Raw genomic sequence first — 13,034 nt, 5'->3', positions numbered from 1 at the left:
CCTACGGGTCGCGGAAGGAGGCGGCCGAGGAGGTCGTCGCGGAGATCGAGGAGGCGGGTGGGCAGGGGTTCGCCGTACCGATGGATCTGAACGATGCCGGGTCGATCGAGAGTGCGGTCGCGGCAGTGCTGGAACGCTGGGGCGGGCTGGACGTGGCCGTGGCGAACGCGGTCAACTGGGGCAAGCTGGGCTTCCACGGGCGGCCGGAGAAGATCGAGGATGCGCCTGAGGATTGGTGGACCGAGGTGCTGCGGGCGAACCTTGAAGGCAACTTCCGGTTTGTGCAGCAGGTGGCGCCTGCGTTGCGGCGGTCAAGTGCCGGGCGGTTGGTACTGGTGTCGACCGACGTCACCCAGCGGCCGCTGCCAGGTTCCTGGCCGTACGGCGCTGCCAAGGCCGGGCTGCACGGATTCATGACTGCCCTGAGTTACGACCTCGGCGCGGACGGCGTACTGGTCAATGTGGTGATGCCGGGGATCACACTCGAGGACGGCAAGCACCGGGTGATTCCGCAGGAGGCGACCGACGAGATCGCCAAGGCCTTCAGTGCGCGGCGGCTGCCGCACACGACCGAGGTGGCCGACACGATCCTGTTCCTGACCTCGCCGCGGACGCCCGCGATCCAGGGCGAGATCATCCGTGTCACTGGAGGTGCGCTACTCCAGCAGTAACCGGCTGTACCTTGGGGACATGACTCGGGCACTGATTGTGGTGGACGTGCAGAACGACTTCTGCGAAGGCGGAAGCCTGGCGGTCAGCGGGGGCGCGGACGTCGCCTTCCGGATCGGCGAGCTGGTGCACAAGTGGCACGAGGCCGAGCCGGACGAGCGCCAGTACCAGTACGTCGTTGCCACCCGGGATCACCACATCGACCCGGGCGACCACTTCTCCGACGAGCCCGACTTCGTGAACTCGTGGCCGCGGCACTGCGTGGCCGGGACGGACGGGGTGAGCTTCCACCCGAACCTGGATCCGCAGCCGTTCGATGCGATCTTCGACAAAGGTGAGTACGCGGCCGCCTACTCGGGTTTCGAGGGCAAGTCCCACGAGGGCGGTCGCGGGCTCGCCGAGTGGCTGCGCGACCGCGGAGTCACCGACGTCGACGTCTGCGGGATCGCCACCGACTACTGCGTGCGGGCCACCGCGCTCGACGCCCGCGTCGAAGGCTTCAGTACGACGGTCCTCACCGGCCTGACCGCTGGTGTGGCCCCCGGCAGCACGGAACAAGCCCTGAGCGACCTGCGTGCTGCCGGAGTCACACTCACCTGACCGGAGCGCCTGGCCCGAGCGGGATCCCGAGCGCCCACCAAGCCAGGAACAGCAGTGTCCAGGCGACCGTCATCGCGAGCGCCAAGGGCACCGTGTACGACGCCAGCGTGCCGACGCCGGCGTTCTTGCGATAGCGCTGCAGGAAACCCAGCGCCATCACGAAGTACGGGCTCATCGGCGTGATCGCGGTCGAGCCCGAATCGGCGATCCGGAAGAGCGCCTGGGTGGTCTCGGCCGGCACGTCCAGCAGCATCATCATCGGAACCAGGATCGGCGCGGTCAGCGACCACATCGCCGAACCGCTGGTGACGAGGATGTTGATCAGCGTCAGCAGCACCAGGATGCCGAGGAAGATCACGATCGTCGGCGCCCCGAGATCACCCAGCCAGCGGGCCGATTCGGCCGACAGCAGGTCACCGATCCGGCTCCAGCTGAAGTAGGCCAGGAACTGCGCGATCGCGAAGAACAGCACCAGCACCGGCGCCATCTGCTTGATCCCCTCGGCCATCAACTTCGGTACGTCGGCCCCGCGCTCGATCGCGCCGACCGTGACGCCGTACGTGATGCCGACCAGTCCGAACAGCACCGCGACGACCATCGCGATCCCGTCCAGGAACGGCGAGTCGACGATGCTGCCGTTCTCACCACGCAACGGCGAGTTGTGCGGCACCAGTACGGCGACAATCGCGACCGCGGCAAGCCCGAACACGATGCCGGCCCGCAGCAGCCCGGTCTTCTCGCGGGACGACAGCGTCAACGCATCCGGATCGTCACCAGGCGCATCCGGATCGGCGTCCAGGTCGTCTCGTTTGCTCAGCACCAGCTTGGTGACGAGCGTGATGACGAGGGCGAGCAGCACCGACGACGCGATGTTGAAGAACCAGTTCGACAGCGGTGAGATCGAGGCATTCGGATCGACCGTCTTGGCGGCGGCCTCGGTGATCCCGGCGAAGATCGCGTCGTTCGGTGTCGGGATCGGGCTGGCGTCGTACCCGGAGGCGATCGCGGTGTAGGCGACCACGATGCCGAGGATCGGTGACTTGCCGACCGCCCGGAACGCGAGCCCGCCGAGCGGGACCAGGATGATGTACGCCGCCGCCGATGCGACATGCGCCATCGTGCCGGCGAAGGCGACCGCGAAGACCACCATCGAGGTCGGTACCCGGGAGACGGTGACCTTCATCAGCGACTGCAGGAAGCCGGTCCGCTCGGCCAGTGCGACACCCATGATGACGACCACGATGGTTGCCATCGGCGGGAACTCGGCGAAGTTCGAGACCGCCGTGGAGACGGCCATCTGCAGCCCGTCACCGGACAGCAGGTTCTGCACCGCGACCGTCTTGCCGTCCTTCGGCGAGATGACCGACACGTCCAGCGCGGCCAGGATCGCGCTCGCCACGGCGAGGATCCCGGACAGGATCCAGAACAGCCAGAACGGATGCGGTAGCGCGTTACCGACCCGCTCGATCACGGCCATCGCCCGGACCAGGCGTGGCAGCTCCTTCGTATCGGTTGCGGCGCTCATCGCCTGTGCTCCTTGAAGAACTTACCGATCAGCTCGTGGGCTTCGAAGGTTTGCGTCACGTATCCAGGACCCGACGAGGCATCAGAACCCGGCCAGCTGTGTCCACCATCCGTGACCGCGACATGCACCACATCCGCGTCACACCCGCGGTACGTGAACGTGAGGACATCGTCACCCTGCTGGGACACGCGCGGGTCCTGGTCACAGTGGTTGCGCACCGTCCAGTCCCGGACCCACGTCTGTACGTCGGGAAGATCGCGCTGCCCGTCGCCGCCGTACGGGATCGTGGTGTCGCCGGTGCCGTGGATGTCGAGAACGGGGATCGGCCGGCTCGGTGCGCAACGACCGCCCTCGATGTAGAACGCGCCGTCCACCGGCGCGATCGCGGCGAACCGGTCGGCGAGCTTGCAGGCCAGGATGCCGGTGAACGCGGCGCCGTTCGACTTACCCGTCGCGTAGACGGTGCGGGTATCGACGCAGTAGTTGGCTTCCAGCTGATCAAGCAGGTCGGCGGTGAACTTCACGTCGTCCACACCCTTGGCCGAGTACGGCGCTCCTTGCCAGGCCTGCTTGGCCTCGTCCCCCAGCACCCCGTTGGGGTAGGCAACCACCGCATCGAGCTTGGACATGTCGGAGAAGGCCTCGGTCTGCGCGCCGGTCTTCCCCCGGCCGTGAAAGACGAGGATCAGCGGATAAGCCTTGGACGGCCGGTAGTTCTCCGGCACATGCAGCCGGTAGGTCCGCGTCAGACCGCCGCTGACCACGGTGTAGTCGCCGGTGGCGGCCGGCTTGCCACAACCCGCCGTACGGGAGGTCGTGGATGCAGTTGCCGTGGGCAACAGAGTTGCGGCGGTCACCAGGCCGGCCGCAACCACAATGGCTGCTAGGGTTTTCGGGCGTGCAAAGGTCATGGGAGTGCCTCCCTCAGGGGATTTTGGGCAGGCTCACGCCTGTGGTCCTGCAACGGGGGTCAGGCCGAGAGGAGTTCGTCGGCGAAGGCGGCGATGCGGTCGGCGGCGGTTTCCACGAGGAGACGGCCGGCTTCGGCAGTGGCGGTTCGGGGGTCACCCAGGACGCCACGCTTGTGGTATTCGTCGAACCCGACGGACAGCCGCGGCCCCCGGCCGCGACGGGCGAGCCGGGCGGGGACGGACAGCTCGTCGAGCGTGGTGGCGCCCGGTTCCAGGCGGTCGGCCTGGACGAGTTCCGGGGCCAGGTAAAGCATCTGCGCGGTCTCGGCCTCTCCTGCGTGGCCGTGCACCTCGCTGACACCGGTGATCAGATCGGCCACCACTTCGGTGACTGGCGTCCAGATGAAGGTGAGGTCCTCGCGTAGGTACTCCTGCGCCAGGACGGACAGTGCGGCGTTGTTGCCGCCGTGCCCGGTCACCACCAGGAACTGTTGCCAGCCATGCGATTGCAGGCTGGCGATCAGATCCCGGAGCACCTGCATGAAGGTTGCCGGGGACAACGACATGGTCCCGGCGAACGCCAGATGATGTGGCGAAACGCCATACGGTACGACGGGTGCCACCACAGCTCGCCCGGCCAGCCGCTCGGCTACGCGGTCGGCGACTCCGATGGCGCGGACAGTGTCGGTGGACATCGCCATTCCGCCACCGTGCTGCTCCTGCGCACCGACCGGGATGATCACCAGTGGCGCGCGACGAACGGCCGCAGCGGCCTCGTCGGTGGTCATTTCGGCGAGTCTCATGGCTGCCCCCAGGCGTCAGCGGACTCAACAGCCGCACGGATGTTGTCCAGGTGTTCGCGGGTGAGGCGCTCGGCGCGCTCGGCGTCCTGCGCACGGACGGCCTCCACGATCGCCTGGTGCTCCTCGTGGTCACGCCCACGGTTGTCGTACAGCGCGCGGATCTGCTGCTGCTCGCGGACCCGCACCTTGAGCAGCGAGGCCAGCACCTCCTGGAGCAGCGGGTTGCCGGAGGCGCCCGCGAGCTCGACATGGAAGTTCAGCGCGAACGACGGTCCACCCGGAGGGACCAGCGCGTTGGTGACCGCAGCCTCGAGCCGCTCCAGGTTCTCCGGCTGCCGCGCAAGCGCCGACTGAGCGGCGATGGCCGGCTCCAGCACCAGGCGGGCGCTGATCAGCTGCAGCACGGACTCCTTGGTGATCGGCGGCCGGTGCGGGTTGGCCAGGACCACGTTGTTGATGGTCGGGCCGACGTACGTCCCGGAGCCGTGCCGGAACTCGACCGCACCGGTCGCCTCGAGCTTCCGCAGCGCCTCCCGGATGGTCGGCGTGGTGATCTCGAAGCGTTTCGCGAGCTCACGCGCCGACGGGATGGCGTCACCGGGCCCCAGCCCGCCGTCCCGGATGATGCCGAGAATCGACTCGGTCAACCGGTCGGACAGGCTGGGCGGCGCCTCGGATGCTGAGTAAGTCACAAAGTGACTAAATCACTTAGCCTTTCTCGCCGTCAAGGCTTCGGACCGACCTTCCAGTCCGGATGTCCCGGCATCGCGGGGAAGGTCTTGCCGTAGAGCCAGGACCGCAGGAACGGGCCGAGATCCTCGCCGGCCACCGATGAGGCCAGCCGGATGAAGTCCGAGGTACCGGCGGTCGAGTTCGCGTAGCGGTGCACCCAGGCGCGCTCGATCGCCTCGAACGCCGGTACGCCGACCTTCTGCCGAAGCGCATACAGCGCCAGCGCTCCCCCGGCGTACTGAGCGTCGCCGTACGGGCGGAGATCGGACAGCTGCCCGGTCCACTTCTTCGGGTCCGGCGCGGCGATCGGGCCCTGGGCGAGGATCTGGTTCCCGCGCTCCACATAGTTGGAGCGCATGGACTCAACCAGCTTGGCGCCGTACGCGTGCTCGGACCAGACGTACTGGTAGAAGACCGCGTGCCCCTCGTTCAGCCAGAGGTCCGACCAGCGGCGCGGTGAGACCGAGTTGCCGAACCACTCGTGCGAAACCTCGTGCAGTACGACGCCCTCGGTGCCGTTGTTCTCGAACCCCTCCTTGGTCATCGCGTCCGCGCTCATCAGGGTCAGCCCCTGCGTCTCGAGCTCGCCACCGAGCGCCGAGACGTACGCCCCGGCCTCCGTCCCGGGAAACCGGCCGAGCCGCTTCTCCATGAACCTGATCGACCGGTCGAACGACGCCAACTGCGGCTCGATGTCCTTCAGCTGCGCCGTCGGTACGGCGTAGCGCAGCGGCAGGCCGTGCGGCCCGGTCCGGTGCAGGACGGTGAACGGGCCAAGGCCGATCTGGATCAACTCGGTGGCAATCTTGCGGCTCTCCCGGAAGACGCGAGTGGTTACGTCGCCGTTCTTGCGGACGCTGATGAGCTTGCCGTTGGCAATCGAGTTCACCGTGGTCGGCGCGGTGACCGAGAAGGTGGTTGGCGCCTTCTGCGTCGGGTGGTCGCTGACTGCCATGATCCGGCGCGCACCGGACGGCTGATTCACGGTCTGCACCCAGTTGCCGTAGCGCTGCAGGCCAGGCGGGAACGGATCCTTCGGCGTGGCCTGCGGAAGGTTGTTGCGGACGTCGACGCGGACGACGAAGCGCAGGTGTTTGCGGAGGGACTTGGTAGGCGTGATGACCAGTTCGCCTTGTGGGGTTGACTTCCAGGCCGCCGGTACGCCGTTCACCCGGACACCGGTCACCTGAGGACCGAGCAGGTCGAGGTCGAACGAACTCAGGTGCTGGGTCGCTCGCGCGGTCAACGTGGTGGTCCCCGTGTACGTCGCCAGGCCCTTGGCGAACCGCAGGTCGAGTCGCTGGTCGAGGACGTCGTACCCGCCGTTGCCCAACTCCGGCCAGACGTTGTCACCTACCCCGGCCGACCCCGGCCCTGCCTGATTGATACTGCCGAGTGATGGCGCCGCGGACGACGGTATGGCGAGGCCGACGGCGGCCAGGGTGGTCAGGGCAACGGTTGCTGCGACGGGTCTCTTGAACATAACTCGAAACTAGGCAGTCGAGCGCGTGCAATCGTCGGTCCTCGGGTGGGACCGGGTGTCATCCCCAGGTCTTAGGCGAGGCCGAGGTCGTGCACCAGAAGGGCCAGCTTGGTCCGGTTCGAGAGGCCGAGCTTGGCCATGATGTGGGTGATGTGCACCTTCACCGTCGATTCACTGAGTACAAGCTTGGCGGCGATCTCTGCATTGCTCAGCCCTTCGGCCACCTCGATCGCGACCTCACGCTCGCGCGGCGTCAGGTCCTTCAGCGGATCCTCGCCGACCTGGGCCGGCCCCGGGTGCGCGGTGTAGGAGCTGATCAGGCGCTTGGTGATCCGCGGCGAGAGCATCGAATCGCCCCGCACGGCCTGCTCGACCGCCTCGACCAACGCCCGCGGCGCGATGTCCTTCAGCAGGAACCCGGTCGCGCCCGCCTGCAATGCCTCGTACACGTACTCGTCGAGATCGAACGTGGTCAGTACGACGACCGGCGGCGGATCCGGTAGCGCGGTCACCCGCCGGGTCACCTCGATCCCGTTCACCTGCGGCATCTGGATGTCCGTCAGCACGACGTCCGGCCGGTACTTCTCGACCAGCTCGACCACGTTCGCGCCATTGGTGTCCTCGGCAACGACCTCGGCGGTGCCGCCGGCCTGGAGGATCAGCCGGATGCCGTTGCGGACGAGCCCTTCGTCGTCGAGCAGGAGCACCTTGATCATTCCGCCGCCTTCGTCGGGAGGTTCGCCTGAACTCTGAACACACCGTCGTCCCACCCGGTCTGCAGTGTGCCACCCGCCAGCGACACCCGCTCCTGCATCCCCAGCAACCCGTACCCAGAACCCGGCACCTCCGACGGCTGGACACCGCGCGGGTTGCTCACCTCAACCGTCAGATTCTCCTTGCCCACCGTGATAATCACGGTCACCACGACACCCGGCGCATGCTTGGTTGCATTGGTCAACGACTCCTGCACCACCCGGTACGCCGCTCGCCCGGTCGCCGGTGAAACCTCGGGAACCGGATCGGGCAGCATCAGATTCACCTTGAGCCCGGTGTCGACGGCATCGGCCACCAGCACCGGTACGGCGTCCAGCGCGGGAGCCACGTGTCCCGGCTCACCGGGCAGCTCGTCCCGCAGAACCTGGAGAATCTCCCGGAGCTCCGTGAGCGCCGCCGTACTGGTCTTGCGAATCACCTCCGCGACCTCTTCGGTCTGCTTGTCCGGAGCGGTCATCGTCAGCGCACCGGACTGCAAGGCAATCGCGCTGACCCGGTGCGCCACGACATCGTGCATCTCCCGGGCGATCCGGCGGCGTTCCGCGACAACCACGCGCTCGGAGCGGAGGTCGCGCTCGCGCTCGGCCTGCTCGGCGCGTTCCCGCAGCGCAACGAGCAGGGCACGCCGCTGGTAGACCCACAACCCGAGCAGCATCGGGACCAGCACGAAGAAAACGACGTAGCCGATATCCGCACCGACTCCCACTTCCCGATCGGTCGGGTAGAACAGGATGACCGCGCTGCCGAAGACGAACGAGACGGCGGTATGCCAGTGCAGACCCTTGCGGCTGGCAACGGTGTACGACGCGATCGTCACCTGCACGCTCGGCCACCACTGCGCGACCGGTGTGAGCGCCACGAACAGCAGCGGGAACCGCCGCCGTACCAGCATCGCGGCGGCCTGCACACCGACCAGCAGGAAGGTGAACCAGCGCAGCTCGGCGTTCTTCGCGATCTCCAGGACCAGGCCGCTCGCCACCAGCAAGGTGAACAGGATGTCGAACGCCAGAATCCGGCGTTTGCCATCCCACCACGCAAGTCGCATATCGCAAACCGTAGCGCCACCGACGTTCGGCCCGGCGTCTAACACCTTCGTACTACTGCGGTTTGAGCCACTCGACCGATGCCTCCGGCATCCGTTCCCGAGATGCTGGAGGCATGCTCACCCTCATCGCAAGCACCGCCACCTCGACCGACCAGACCTGGGGATTCCTGGGCGCCGCAGGCATCATCGCCGTACTGGCCGCCTACGCCCTGCTGGTGATCGGCGCCTTCTTCAGCGCGCTGTTCTCCCCGGCCTCCGGCGGGATGAAGCTGGTCTGGATCGTCTTCATCGTGATCGCCCCGTTCATCGGCAGCCTGCTCTGGTTCCTGGCCGGCAAACGCAACGCCTACGAAACCGCCTACCGCTAAGGCGTCTCGACGAACAGGATCACGTGATGATCCGAGCTCGGGACGGCATCCTGAACCACCCAGCTCGGCGGCGCGGAGGCGGACTGTTCGGACTTCGCACCGACCCGGTACTCCGCGCTGAAACCACGCTCGGCGAGCCTGCCCAGGACGTAGCCGACGGTCCGGCCCTTGAAGTCGACACCCTCCAGGGCCTCGCCCGGGCCGGTGATATCACCGGCGCTGGAGTAGGCCTCACCGGGCTTGGCGGTCCGGCCGACGTACAGATCGGCCTGGCCGCGGAAGCCCAGCGGGACGGTGAACTCCGGGACGCACGGGGATGCCGGGGTGCCCTTGCAGTCCTTGGGATAGCGCCCGGGGATGATCTGCTCGGGGTCGTCGGAGTTGCCCGACATGGCGATGTCCTGGCCGACGATCGACGGCGACACCGGCTGCAGCCGCAGAGTGATGTTCAGCCCCTGCTGCTGGAACTCTTTGTTGTACCGGGCAACATCTGCCTCCGGATCGAGGACGCGAACCTTCATCACGTCTCCTTCGGTGGTGAAGGACAGCGCCGCGCCGAGGGCCTGCGGTGGCTGGTTGTTGTCGCCCGGCACGTGGACGACGAGGGCTGTGATCGCGGCGACCGCTGCTGCGGCGGCAAGGACCGGCACCAGGCGGCGTCGTACCGGCCTTTTGAGGGGCATCGGGGTGGCGGTGATACTGCGGAGCAGGTCGGCTCGGGTTTCCGGCGTGACCTGCGTCGCGGGGTCGGCGGTGGCGGTCTGGTCGAGGGTGCGGATGAAGTCCAGGGAATTGGTCATGACTTTGCTCCAGCCGGGGTGTTGTCCAGGAGGCGCTCGAGCCGGCGGCGGGCGCGGTGCAGGCGGACCATGGCGGCGTTCCGCGAGCAGCCGAGCGCGGCGGCGAGCTGCGTGGTGTCCAAGCCCTCCCAGGCAGCGAGGGAGAGCACTTCACGATCGGTGTCCGACAGCTGCTGGAAGACCTCGGCAGCTTCGACAGACACAGGCTCCGGGGCCGGTACGGCGGTGCGCAGGTCGTCGCGGAGCCGGTCGGCCAGGCCGTGCCGCCGGGACTCACCCCGTCGATGGTTGCTCAGGACCCGCCGAGCGACGCCGTACAGCCAGGGCAGGATCTCCCCCTTCGGTACGTCGTCCAGCCGGCGCCACGCGACCAGGAACGTCTCGGCCACCAGGTCGGCGGCGTCCGCGCGGATGTCGAGCCGCCGCACGAAATACCGCAGTACGTCGTCGTGGTGGCAGGTGAACAACTCTTCGAAACGGACCAGCCGGGGGTCCGGCGGCGGAGGTTCGATCACGCGCACCGGCCCCCTCGTGAGTATGTGCGTCATACCTGGTTGATGTCCGGGTATGACGCACTTCTTACCTCAGGAGTTGATGACGATGGGGGCGCCGTTGGAGACGAGGGACCAGTCGGTGGTGTGGAAGGTGGCTGGGTCGACCTCGCCGGTGGCGGTGACGTAGTCGATCATCAGCTGCCGGATCTCGACCTGGCGGTTGTAGACGACCGGCGCCTTCGACACGTGCGGGAAGTTGCCGCCGCCGGACTGGCGGTAGTTGTTCACCGCAACCACGAACTGCTGGTCGTCGGTGACCGCGACTTGGCCGTACTGGAGGTCGAGGATCCGCGCACCGGCCGCCTTGGCGATGTCGATCTTGTAGGTGAGCGGCTTGGCCAGGCCGCCCATCACGTCGTAGTTGTAGTCCGGCGTCCCGGGCGGCGCGGTCGGCGTCGGGGCATTGGTGACGTCGCTGGACGGGAACGGGCCGGGGCCGCTGACCTGCTTGTAGTACCGCGCGGAGAACTCCAGGTACGCCTTGATCTGGGCGCCCGTCATCGTGACCCCGAGCAGGGTGTTGTCGAAGATGTAGAGCCCGGCCACGTCGCGCACCGAGACCTCACCGGCAGGGATCTTGGCCGCCCGGTTGAACGGCGCCGCGATCGCCAGCACGGGCAGATTCGCCTGCGGCGTACCGGCGAGGGCCTTGGAGACCGCGTCGGCCTGGACGAAGTTGATGAAGTCGAGCGCGGCGGTGTCCTCCCAGGGCGCGGTCGCCGCGGACATCGCCTCCTTGCAGGTGCCGATCTTCGAGTTCACGTAGCCGACGACCTTGTCGTGATCCTTCTGCAGGACGTCGACGACCTTCGGGTCGGCGGCGACCGAGTTCGCGTTCAGCACCTGGCTGTGCCGGCTGACGACCTTCCAGCAACCGCGGACGTGCTGCAGGTCGAGGTCGATCACGGACAGCCGCATACCCCACTTGAGCGGCTCGGTCAGCAGGACCTGCTCCCCGGTGACCTTGTTCGTCACCAGCCGCTCGGGGATCTCCTGGTGGGCGTGACCGACCAGGACCGCGTCGATCCCGGGGACGGTCTCGGCCATCAGGACCGACGCGTTCTCCGGGACCGGCAGGGCATCGCCGTACGACGAAGAGGTGTCCATGCCGGAGTGCGCCGAGACGATGACCACGTCGGCACCGGCCTTGCGGACGCGCGGCACCCAGAGCTTGGCGAGCTCGACGATCCCGCCGAACTTGATCTTGTTCTCGACGACTGCCTTGTCCCAGATCGCGGTCCCGGGGTTCGTCAGGCCAAGAATGCCGACGGTGATCGGTGCCCGGCCGGGCACGTGCACCTTCTTCAGCACGTACGGCGGGAAGACCGGCAGCCCCGTCGTCCAGTCCTGTGCGTTCGCCCCGAGCAGCGGGAACTTCAGCTGCTGCTGGAACCTGCGCAGGATGTCGAGGCCGTAGTTGAACTCGTGGTTGCCGAGCGCGGCGGCGTCGTACCCGATCGCGTTCATCGCGGCTGCCATCGGGTGGATGTGGCCTCCGGTGATGGGCTCGATCTTCGCGAAGTAGTACGACAGCGGGGTGCCCTGGATGGTGTCGCCGGCGTCCAGCAGCAGCGGGCGCGGGGCGTGCCGGTCCTGGGCGAGTTGGTCGCGGTAGGCGGTGACGAGGGTGGAGATCTTCGCCAGGCCGATGTCGTTGTGCGCGGAGTCGTCGTACTCGGCGTTCTTGAAGTAGTCCCAGTTGAAGACGTTGCCGTGCAGGTCCGTGGTGCCGAGCACGCTCAGCCGGACGGTCTTGTCGTGGCCGTGTCCGCTGCCCGCGTACGCCGGGGCTGTCTGGAAGCCGGCCGCTGCGAGCGCTGCCGCGCCACCGATCGCTGTGCGCCTCGTCATCGTGGTCCGCTCACCGCTGTCCGTCATTCGTCTGCCTCACGCATCGTCGGGTCTGGCCTCCGCCACCTTACGCGCGACACGCCCTCACTCCCGATTCGGAAATGGCCCTTCTGCTGAGAGAGGATGCAGCCCATGACCAAGCCGCCCGGCAAGCTCCTGCCGTTGGTCGCCGCCCTGCTGTGCGGCGCCGTTCTCGCCCAAGCCGCCCAGCCCGCCGACTCACCTGCCACGGCGTCGTCGCCTGCTGTGCGCACGCTGGCCGCCGGTCCCTTGAGCGGGAGCCCGATCGCGGCTTCGGGCCCGACTCAGCCGGGCCCGAAGCGCCACGGGCAGCGGCCGCACACCAAACCGGACGCCGACGACTGGAACCTGACCAAGCACGGCAAGGTGCTGTACCTCACCTTCGACGACGGCCCGCACCCCGGTTTCACACCGAAGGTCCTGCAGATCCTGCGCAGGCACCACGCCAAGGCAACGTTCTTCGTGCTCGGCGCCGAGGCCGCCAAACGGCCGGACCTGGTCGAGCAGACCCGCGCCGCCGGCCACCACATCGGCAACCACACCTGGGACCACCCGATGCTCACGAAGCTCCCGGCGGCCAAGATGCGCCAGGAGATCTTCTCCGGGGTGAAGTCGAAGTGCTTCCGCCCGCCGTTCCGCGACACCAACCCTGCGGTCGAGGCGACCGCCAAGGCCAACCACCAGCGCCAGGTCCTCTGGGATGTCGACACCAAGGACTGGAAGAAGCCCGGCGCCACCGCCATCGAGCACGCCATCCTGGCCGGCGCCTACCCCGGCGCCATCGTCCTCCTGCACGACGGCGGCGGCAACCGCACCCAAACCGTCATCGCCCTCGAACGAGCCATGACCAAACTCCAGCGCAAGGGCTACACCTTCCGCGCCCTCCCCTGCTAGCGCC

At 67.6% G+C, this 13,034-nt stretch carries 14 protein-coding genes; 4 read left to right on the top strand and 10 right to left on the bottom strand.

Annotated elements, in window-relative coordinates; genetic code table 11:
- A partial coding sequence (locus tag E1261_RS36645) for an SDR family NAD(P)-dependent oxidoreductase (protein WP_132414333.1) occupies positions 1–671 on the top strand: 671 nt, incomplete at its 5' end.
- Positions 672–690: 19 nt separating this feature from the next.
- Positions 691–1,269 (top strand): nicotinamidase, encoded by a 579-nt coding sequence (locus E1261_RS36640; RefSeq protein ID WP_132414332.1) that lies wholly within the window; start codon positions 691–693, stop codon positions 1,267–1,269.
- On the opposite strand, the gene E1261_RS36635 is transcribed toward E1261_RS36640, so the two are convergent.
- The 7 genes from E1261_RS36635 to E1261_RS36605 form a co-directional block, all read right to left on the bottom strand.
- Positions 1,262–2,794, bottom strand: coding sequence for an AbgT family transporter (locus E1261_RS36635; RefSeq protein ID WP_132414331.1), 1,533 nt, complete (start codon positions 2,792–2,794; stop codon positions 1,262–1,264). The two genes, E1261_RS36640 and E1261_RS36635, sit on opposite strands and share 8 nt — an antisense overlap.
- A complete protein-coding gene (locus tag E1261_RS36630; protein ID WP_132414330.1) occupies positions 2,791–3,705 on the bottom strand; it encodes a CE1 family esterase in 915 nt (304 codons plus the stop codon). The genes E1261_RS36635 and E1261_RS36630 overlap by 4 nt, the downstream gene beginning before the upstream one ends.
- A 59-nt stretch (positions 3,706–3,764) precedes the next feature.
- A complete protein-coding gene (locus E1261_RS36625; protein ID WP_238176656.1) occupies positions 3,765–4,493 on the bottom strand; it encodes a creatininase family protein in 729 nt (242 codons plus the stop codon).
- An 11-nt stretch (positions 4,494–4,504) separates the two neighbouring features.
- The gene (locus E1261_RS36620; protein ID WP_132414328.1) at positions 4,505–5,200 is read right to left on the bottom strand and encodes a FadR/GntR family transcriptional regulator; all 696 of its coding nucleotides are present in this window, start codon (positions 5,198–5,200) and stop codon (positions 4,505–4,507) included.
- A gap of 32 nt (positions 5,201–5,232) precedes the next feature.
- Positions 5,233–6,723 carry a M1 family metallopeptidase gene (locus E1261_RS36615; protein WP_132414327.1) on the bottom strand — a complete coding sequence of 497 codons (1,491 nt, stop codon included), beginning with the start codon at positions 6,721–6,723 and terminating at the stop codon, positions 5,233–5,235.
- A 71-nt stretch (positions 6,724–6,794) separates the two neighbouring features.
- Positions 6,795–7,439 carry a response regulator gene (locus tag E1261_RS36610; RefSeq protein WP_132414326.1) on the bottom strand — a complete coding sequence of 215 codons (645 nt, stop codon included), beginning with the start codon at positions 7,437–7,439 and terminating at the stop codon, positions 6,795–6,797.
- The gene (locus E1261_RS36605; RefSeq protein ID WP_132414325.1) at positions 7,436–8,542 is read right to left on the bottom strand and encodes a sensor histidine kinase; all 1,107 of its coding nucleotides are present in this window, start codon (positions 8,540–8,542) and stop codon (positions 7,436–7,438) included. The genes E1261_RS36610 and E1261_RS36605 overlap by 4 nt, the downstream gene beginning before the upstream one ends.
- A 113-nt stretch (positions 8,543–8,655) precedes the next feature.
- Here E1261_RS36605 and E1261_RS36600 point away from each other — a divergent pair, with 113 nt between their 5' ends.
- Entirely contained in the window at positions 8,656–8,910 is a 255-nt protein-coding gene (locus tag E1261_RS36600; protein WP_132414324.1) for a PLD nuclease N-terminal domain-containing protein, read from the top strand.
- Here E1261_RS36600 and E1261_RS36595 read toward each other — a convergent pair.
- From E1261_RS36595 to E1261_RS36585, 3 genes are all read right to left on the bottom strand, one after another.
- Complete coding sequence (locus E1261_RS36595) at positions 8,907–9,710, bottom strand: hypothetical protein (RefSeq protein ID WP_132414323.1); 804 nt, start codon at positions 9,708–9,710, stop codon at positions 8,907–8,909. The genes E1261_RS36600 and E1261_RS36595 overlap by 4 nt on opposite strands.
- The gene (locus tag E1261_RS36590) at positions 9,707–10,225 is read right to left on the bottom strand and encodes an RNA polymerase sigma factor (protein ID WP_238176655.1); all 519 of its coding nucleotides are present in this window, start codon (positions 10,223–10,225) and stop codon (positions 9,707–9,709) included. Before E1261_RS36590 ends, E1261_RS36595 begins: the two co-directional genes overlap by 4 nt.
- Positions 10,226–10,294: 69 nt before the next feature.
- Positions 10,295–12,115, bottom strand: coding sequence for a bifunctional metallophosphatase/5'-nucleotidase (locus E1261_RS36585; RefSeq protein ID WP_202875358.1), 1,821 nt, complete (start codon positions 12,113–12,115; stop codon positions 10,295–10,297).
- Between the two features lie 132 nt (positions 12,116–12,247).
- Here E1261_RS36585 and E1261_RS36580 point away from each other — a divergent pair, with 132 nt between their 5' ends.
- Positions 12,248–13,030, top strand: a complete 783-nt coding sequence (locus tag E1261_RS36580; protein ID WP_202875356.1) for a polysaccharide deacetylase family protein — start codon at positions 12,248–12,250, stop codon at positions 13,028–13,030.
- The last annotated feature ends 4 nt before the right edge of the window (positions 13,031–13,034 follow it).

Origin of the sequence: Kribbella albertanoniae, assembly GCF_004348455.1 — a bacterium.
GTDB classification, from domain to species: Bacteria; Actinomycetota; Actinomycetes; order Propionibacteriales; family Kribbellaceae; genus Kribbella; species Kribbella albertanoniae.
The sequence above is the reverse complement of the archived record's forward strand: the minus strand, read 5'-3'. Positions and strand labels throughout refer to the sequence as shown.

What these genes read in the sequence shown, in the direction of transcription:
- E1261_RS36640 (WP_132414332.1), top strand. Translation starts at nt 691, where the DNA reads ATGACTCGGGCACTGATTGTGGTGGACGTGCAGAACGACTTCTGCGAA.
- E1261_RS36635 (WP_132414331.1), bottom strand. Translation starts at nt 2,794, where the DNA reads ATGAGCGCCGCAACCGATACGAAGGAGCTGCCACGCCTGGTCCGGGCG.
- E1261_RS36630 (WP_132414330.1), bottom strand. Translation starts at nt 3,705, where the DNA reads ATGACCTTTGCACGCCCGAAAACCCTAGCAGCCATTGTGGTTGCGGCC.
- E1261_RS36625 (WP_238176656.1), bottom strand. Translation starts at nt 4,493, where the DNA reads ATGACCACCGACGAGGCCGCTGCGGCCGTTCGTCGCGCGCCACTGGTG.
- E1261_RS36615 (WP_132414327.1), bottom strand. Translation starts at nt 6,723, where the DNA reads ATGTTCAAGAGACCCGTCGCAGCAACCGTTGCCCTGACCACCCTGGCC.
- E1261_RS36610 (WP_132414326.1), bottom strand. Translation starts at nt 7,439, where the DNA reads ATGATCAAGGTGCTCCTGCTCGACGACGAAGGGCTCGTCCGCAACGGC.
- E1261_RS36605 (WP_132414325.1), bottom strand. Translation starts at nt 8,542, where the DNA reads ATGCGACTTGCGTGGTGGGATGGCAAACGCCGGATTCTGGCGTTCGAC.
- E1261_RS36600 (WP_132414324.1), top strand. Translation starts at nt 8,656, where the DNA reads ATGCTCACCCTCATCGCAAGCACCGCCACCTCGACCGACCAGACCTGG.
- E1261_RS36595 (WP_132414323.1), bottom strand. Translation starts at nt 9,710, where the DNA reads ATGACCAATTCCCTGGACTTCATCCGCACCCTCGACCAGACCGCCACC.
- E1261_RS36585 (WP_202875358.1), bottom strand. Translation starts at nt 12,115, where the DNA reads ATGACGAGGCGCACAGCGATCGGTGGCGCGGCAGCGCTCGCAGCGGCC.
- E1261_RS36580 (WP_202875356.1), top strand. Translation starts at nt 12,248, where the DNA reads ATGACCAAGCCGCCCGGCAAGCTCCTGCCGTTGGTCGCCGCCCTGCTG.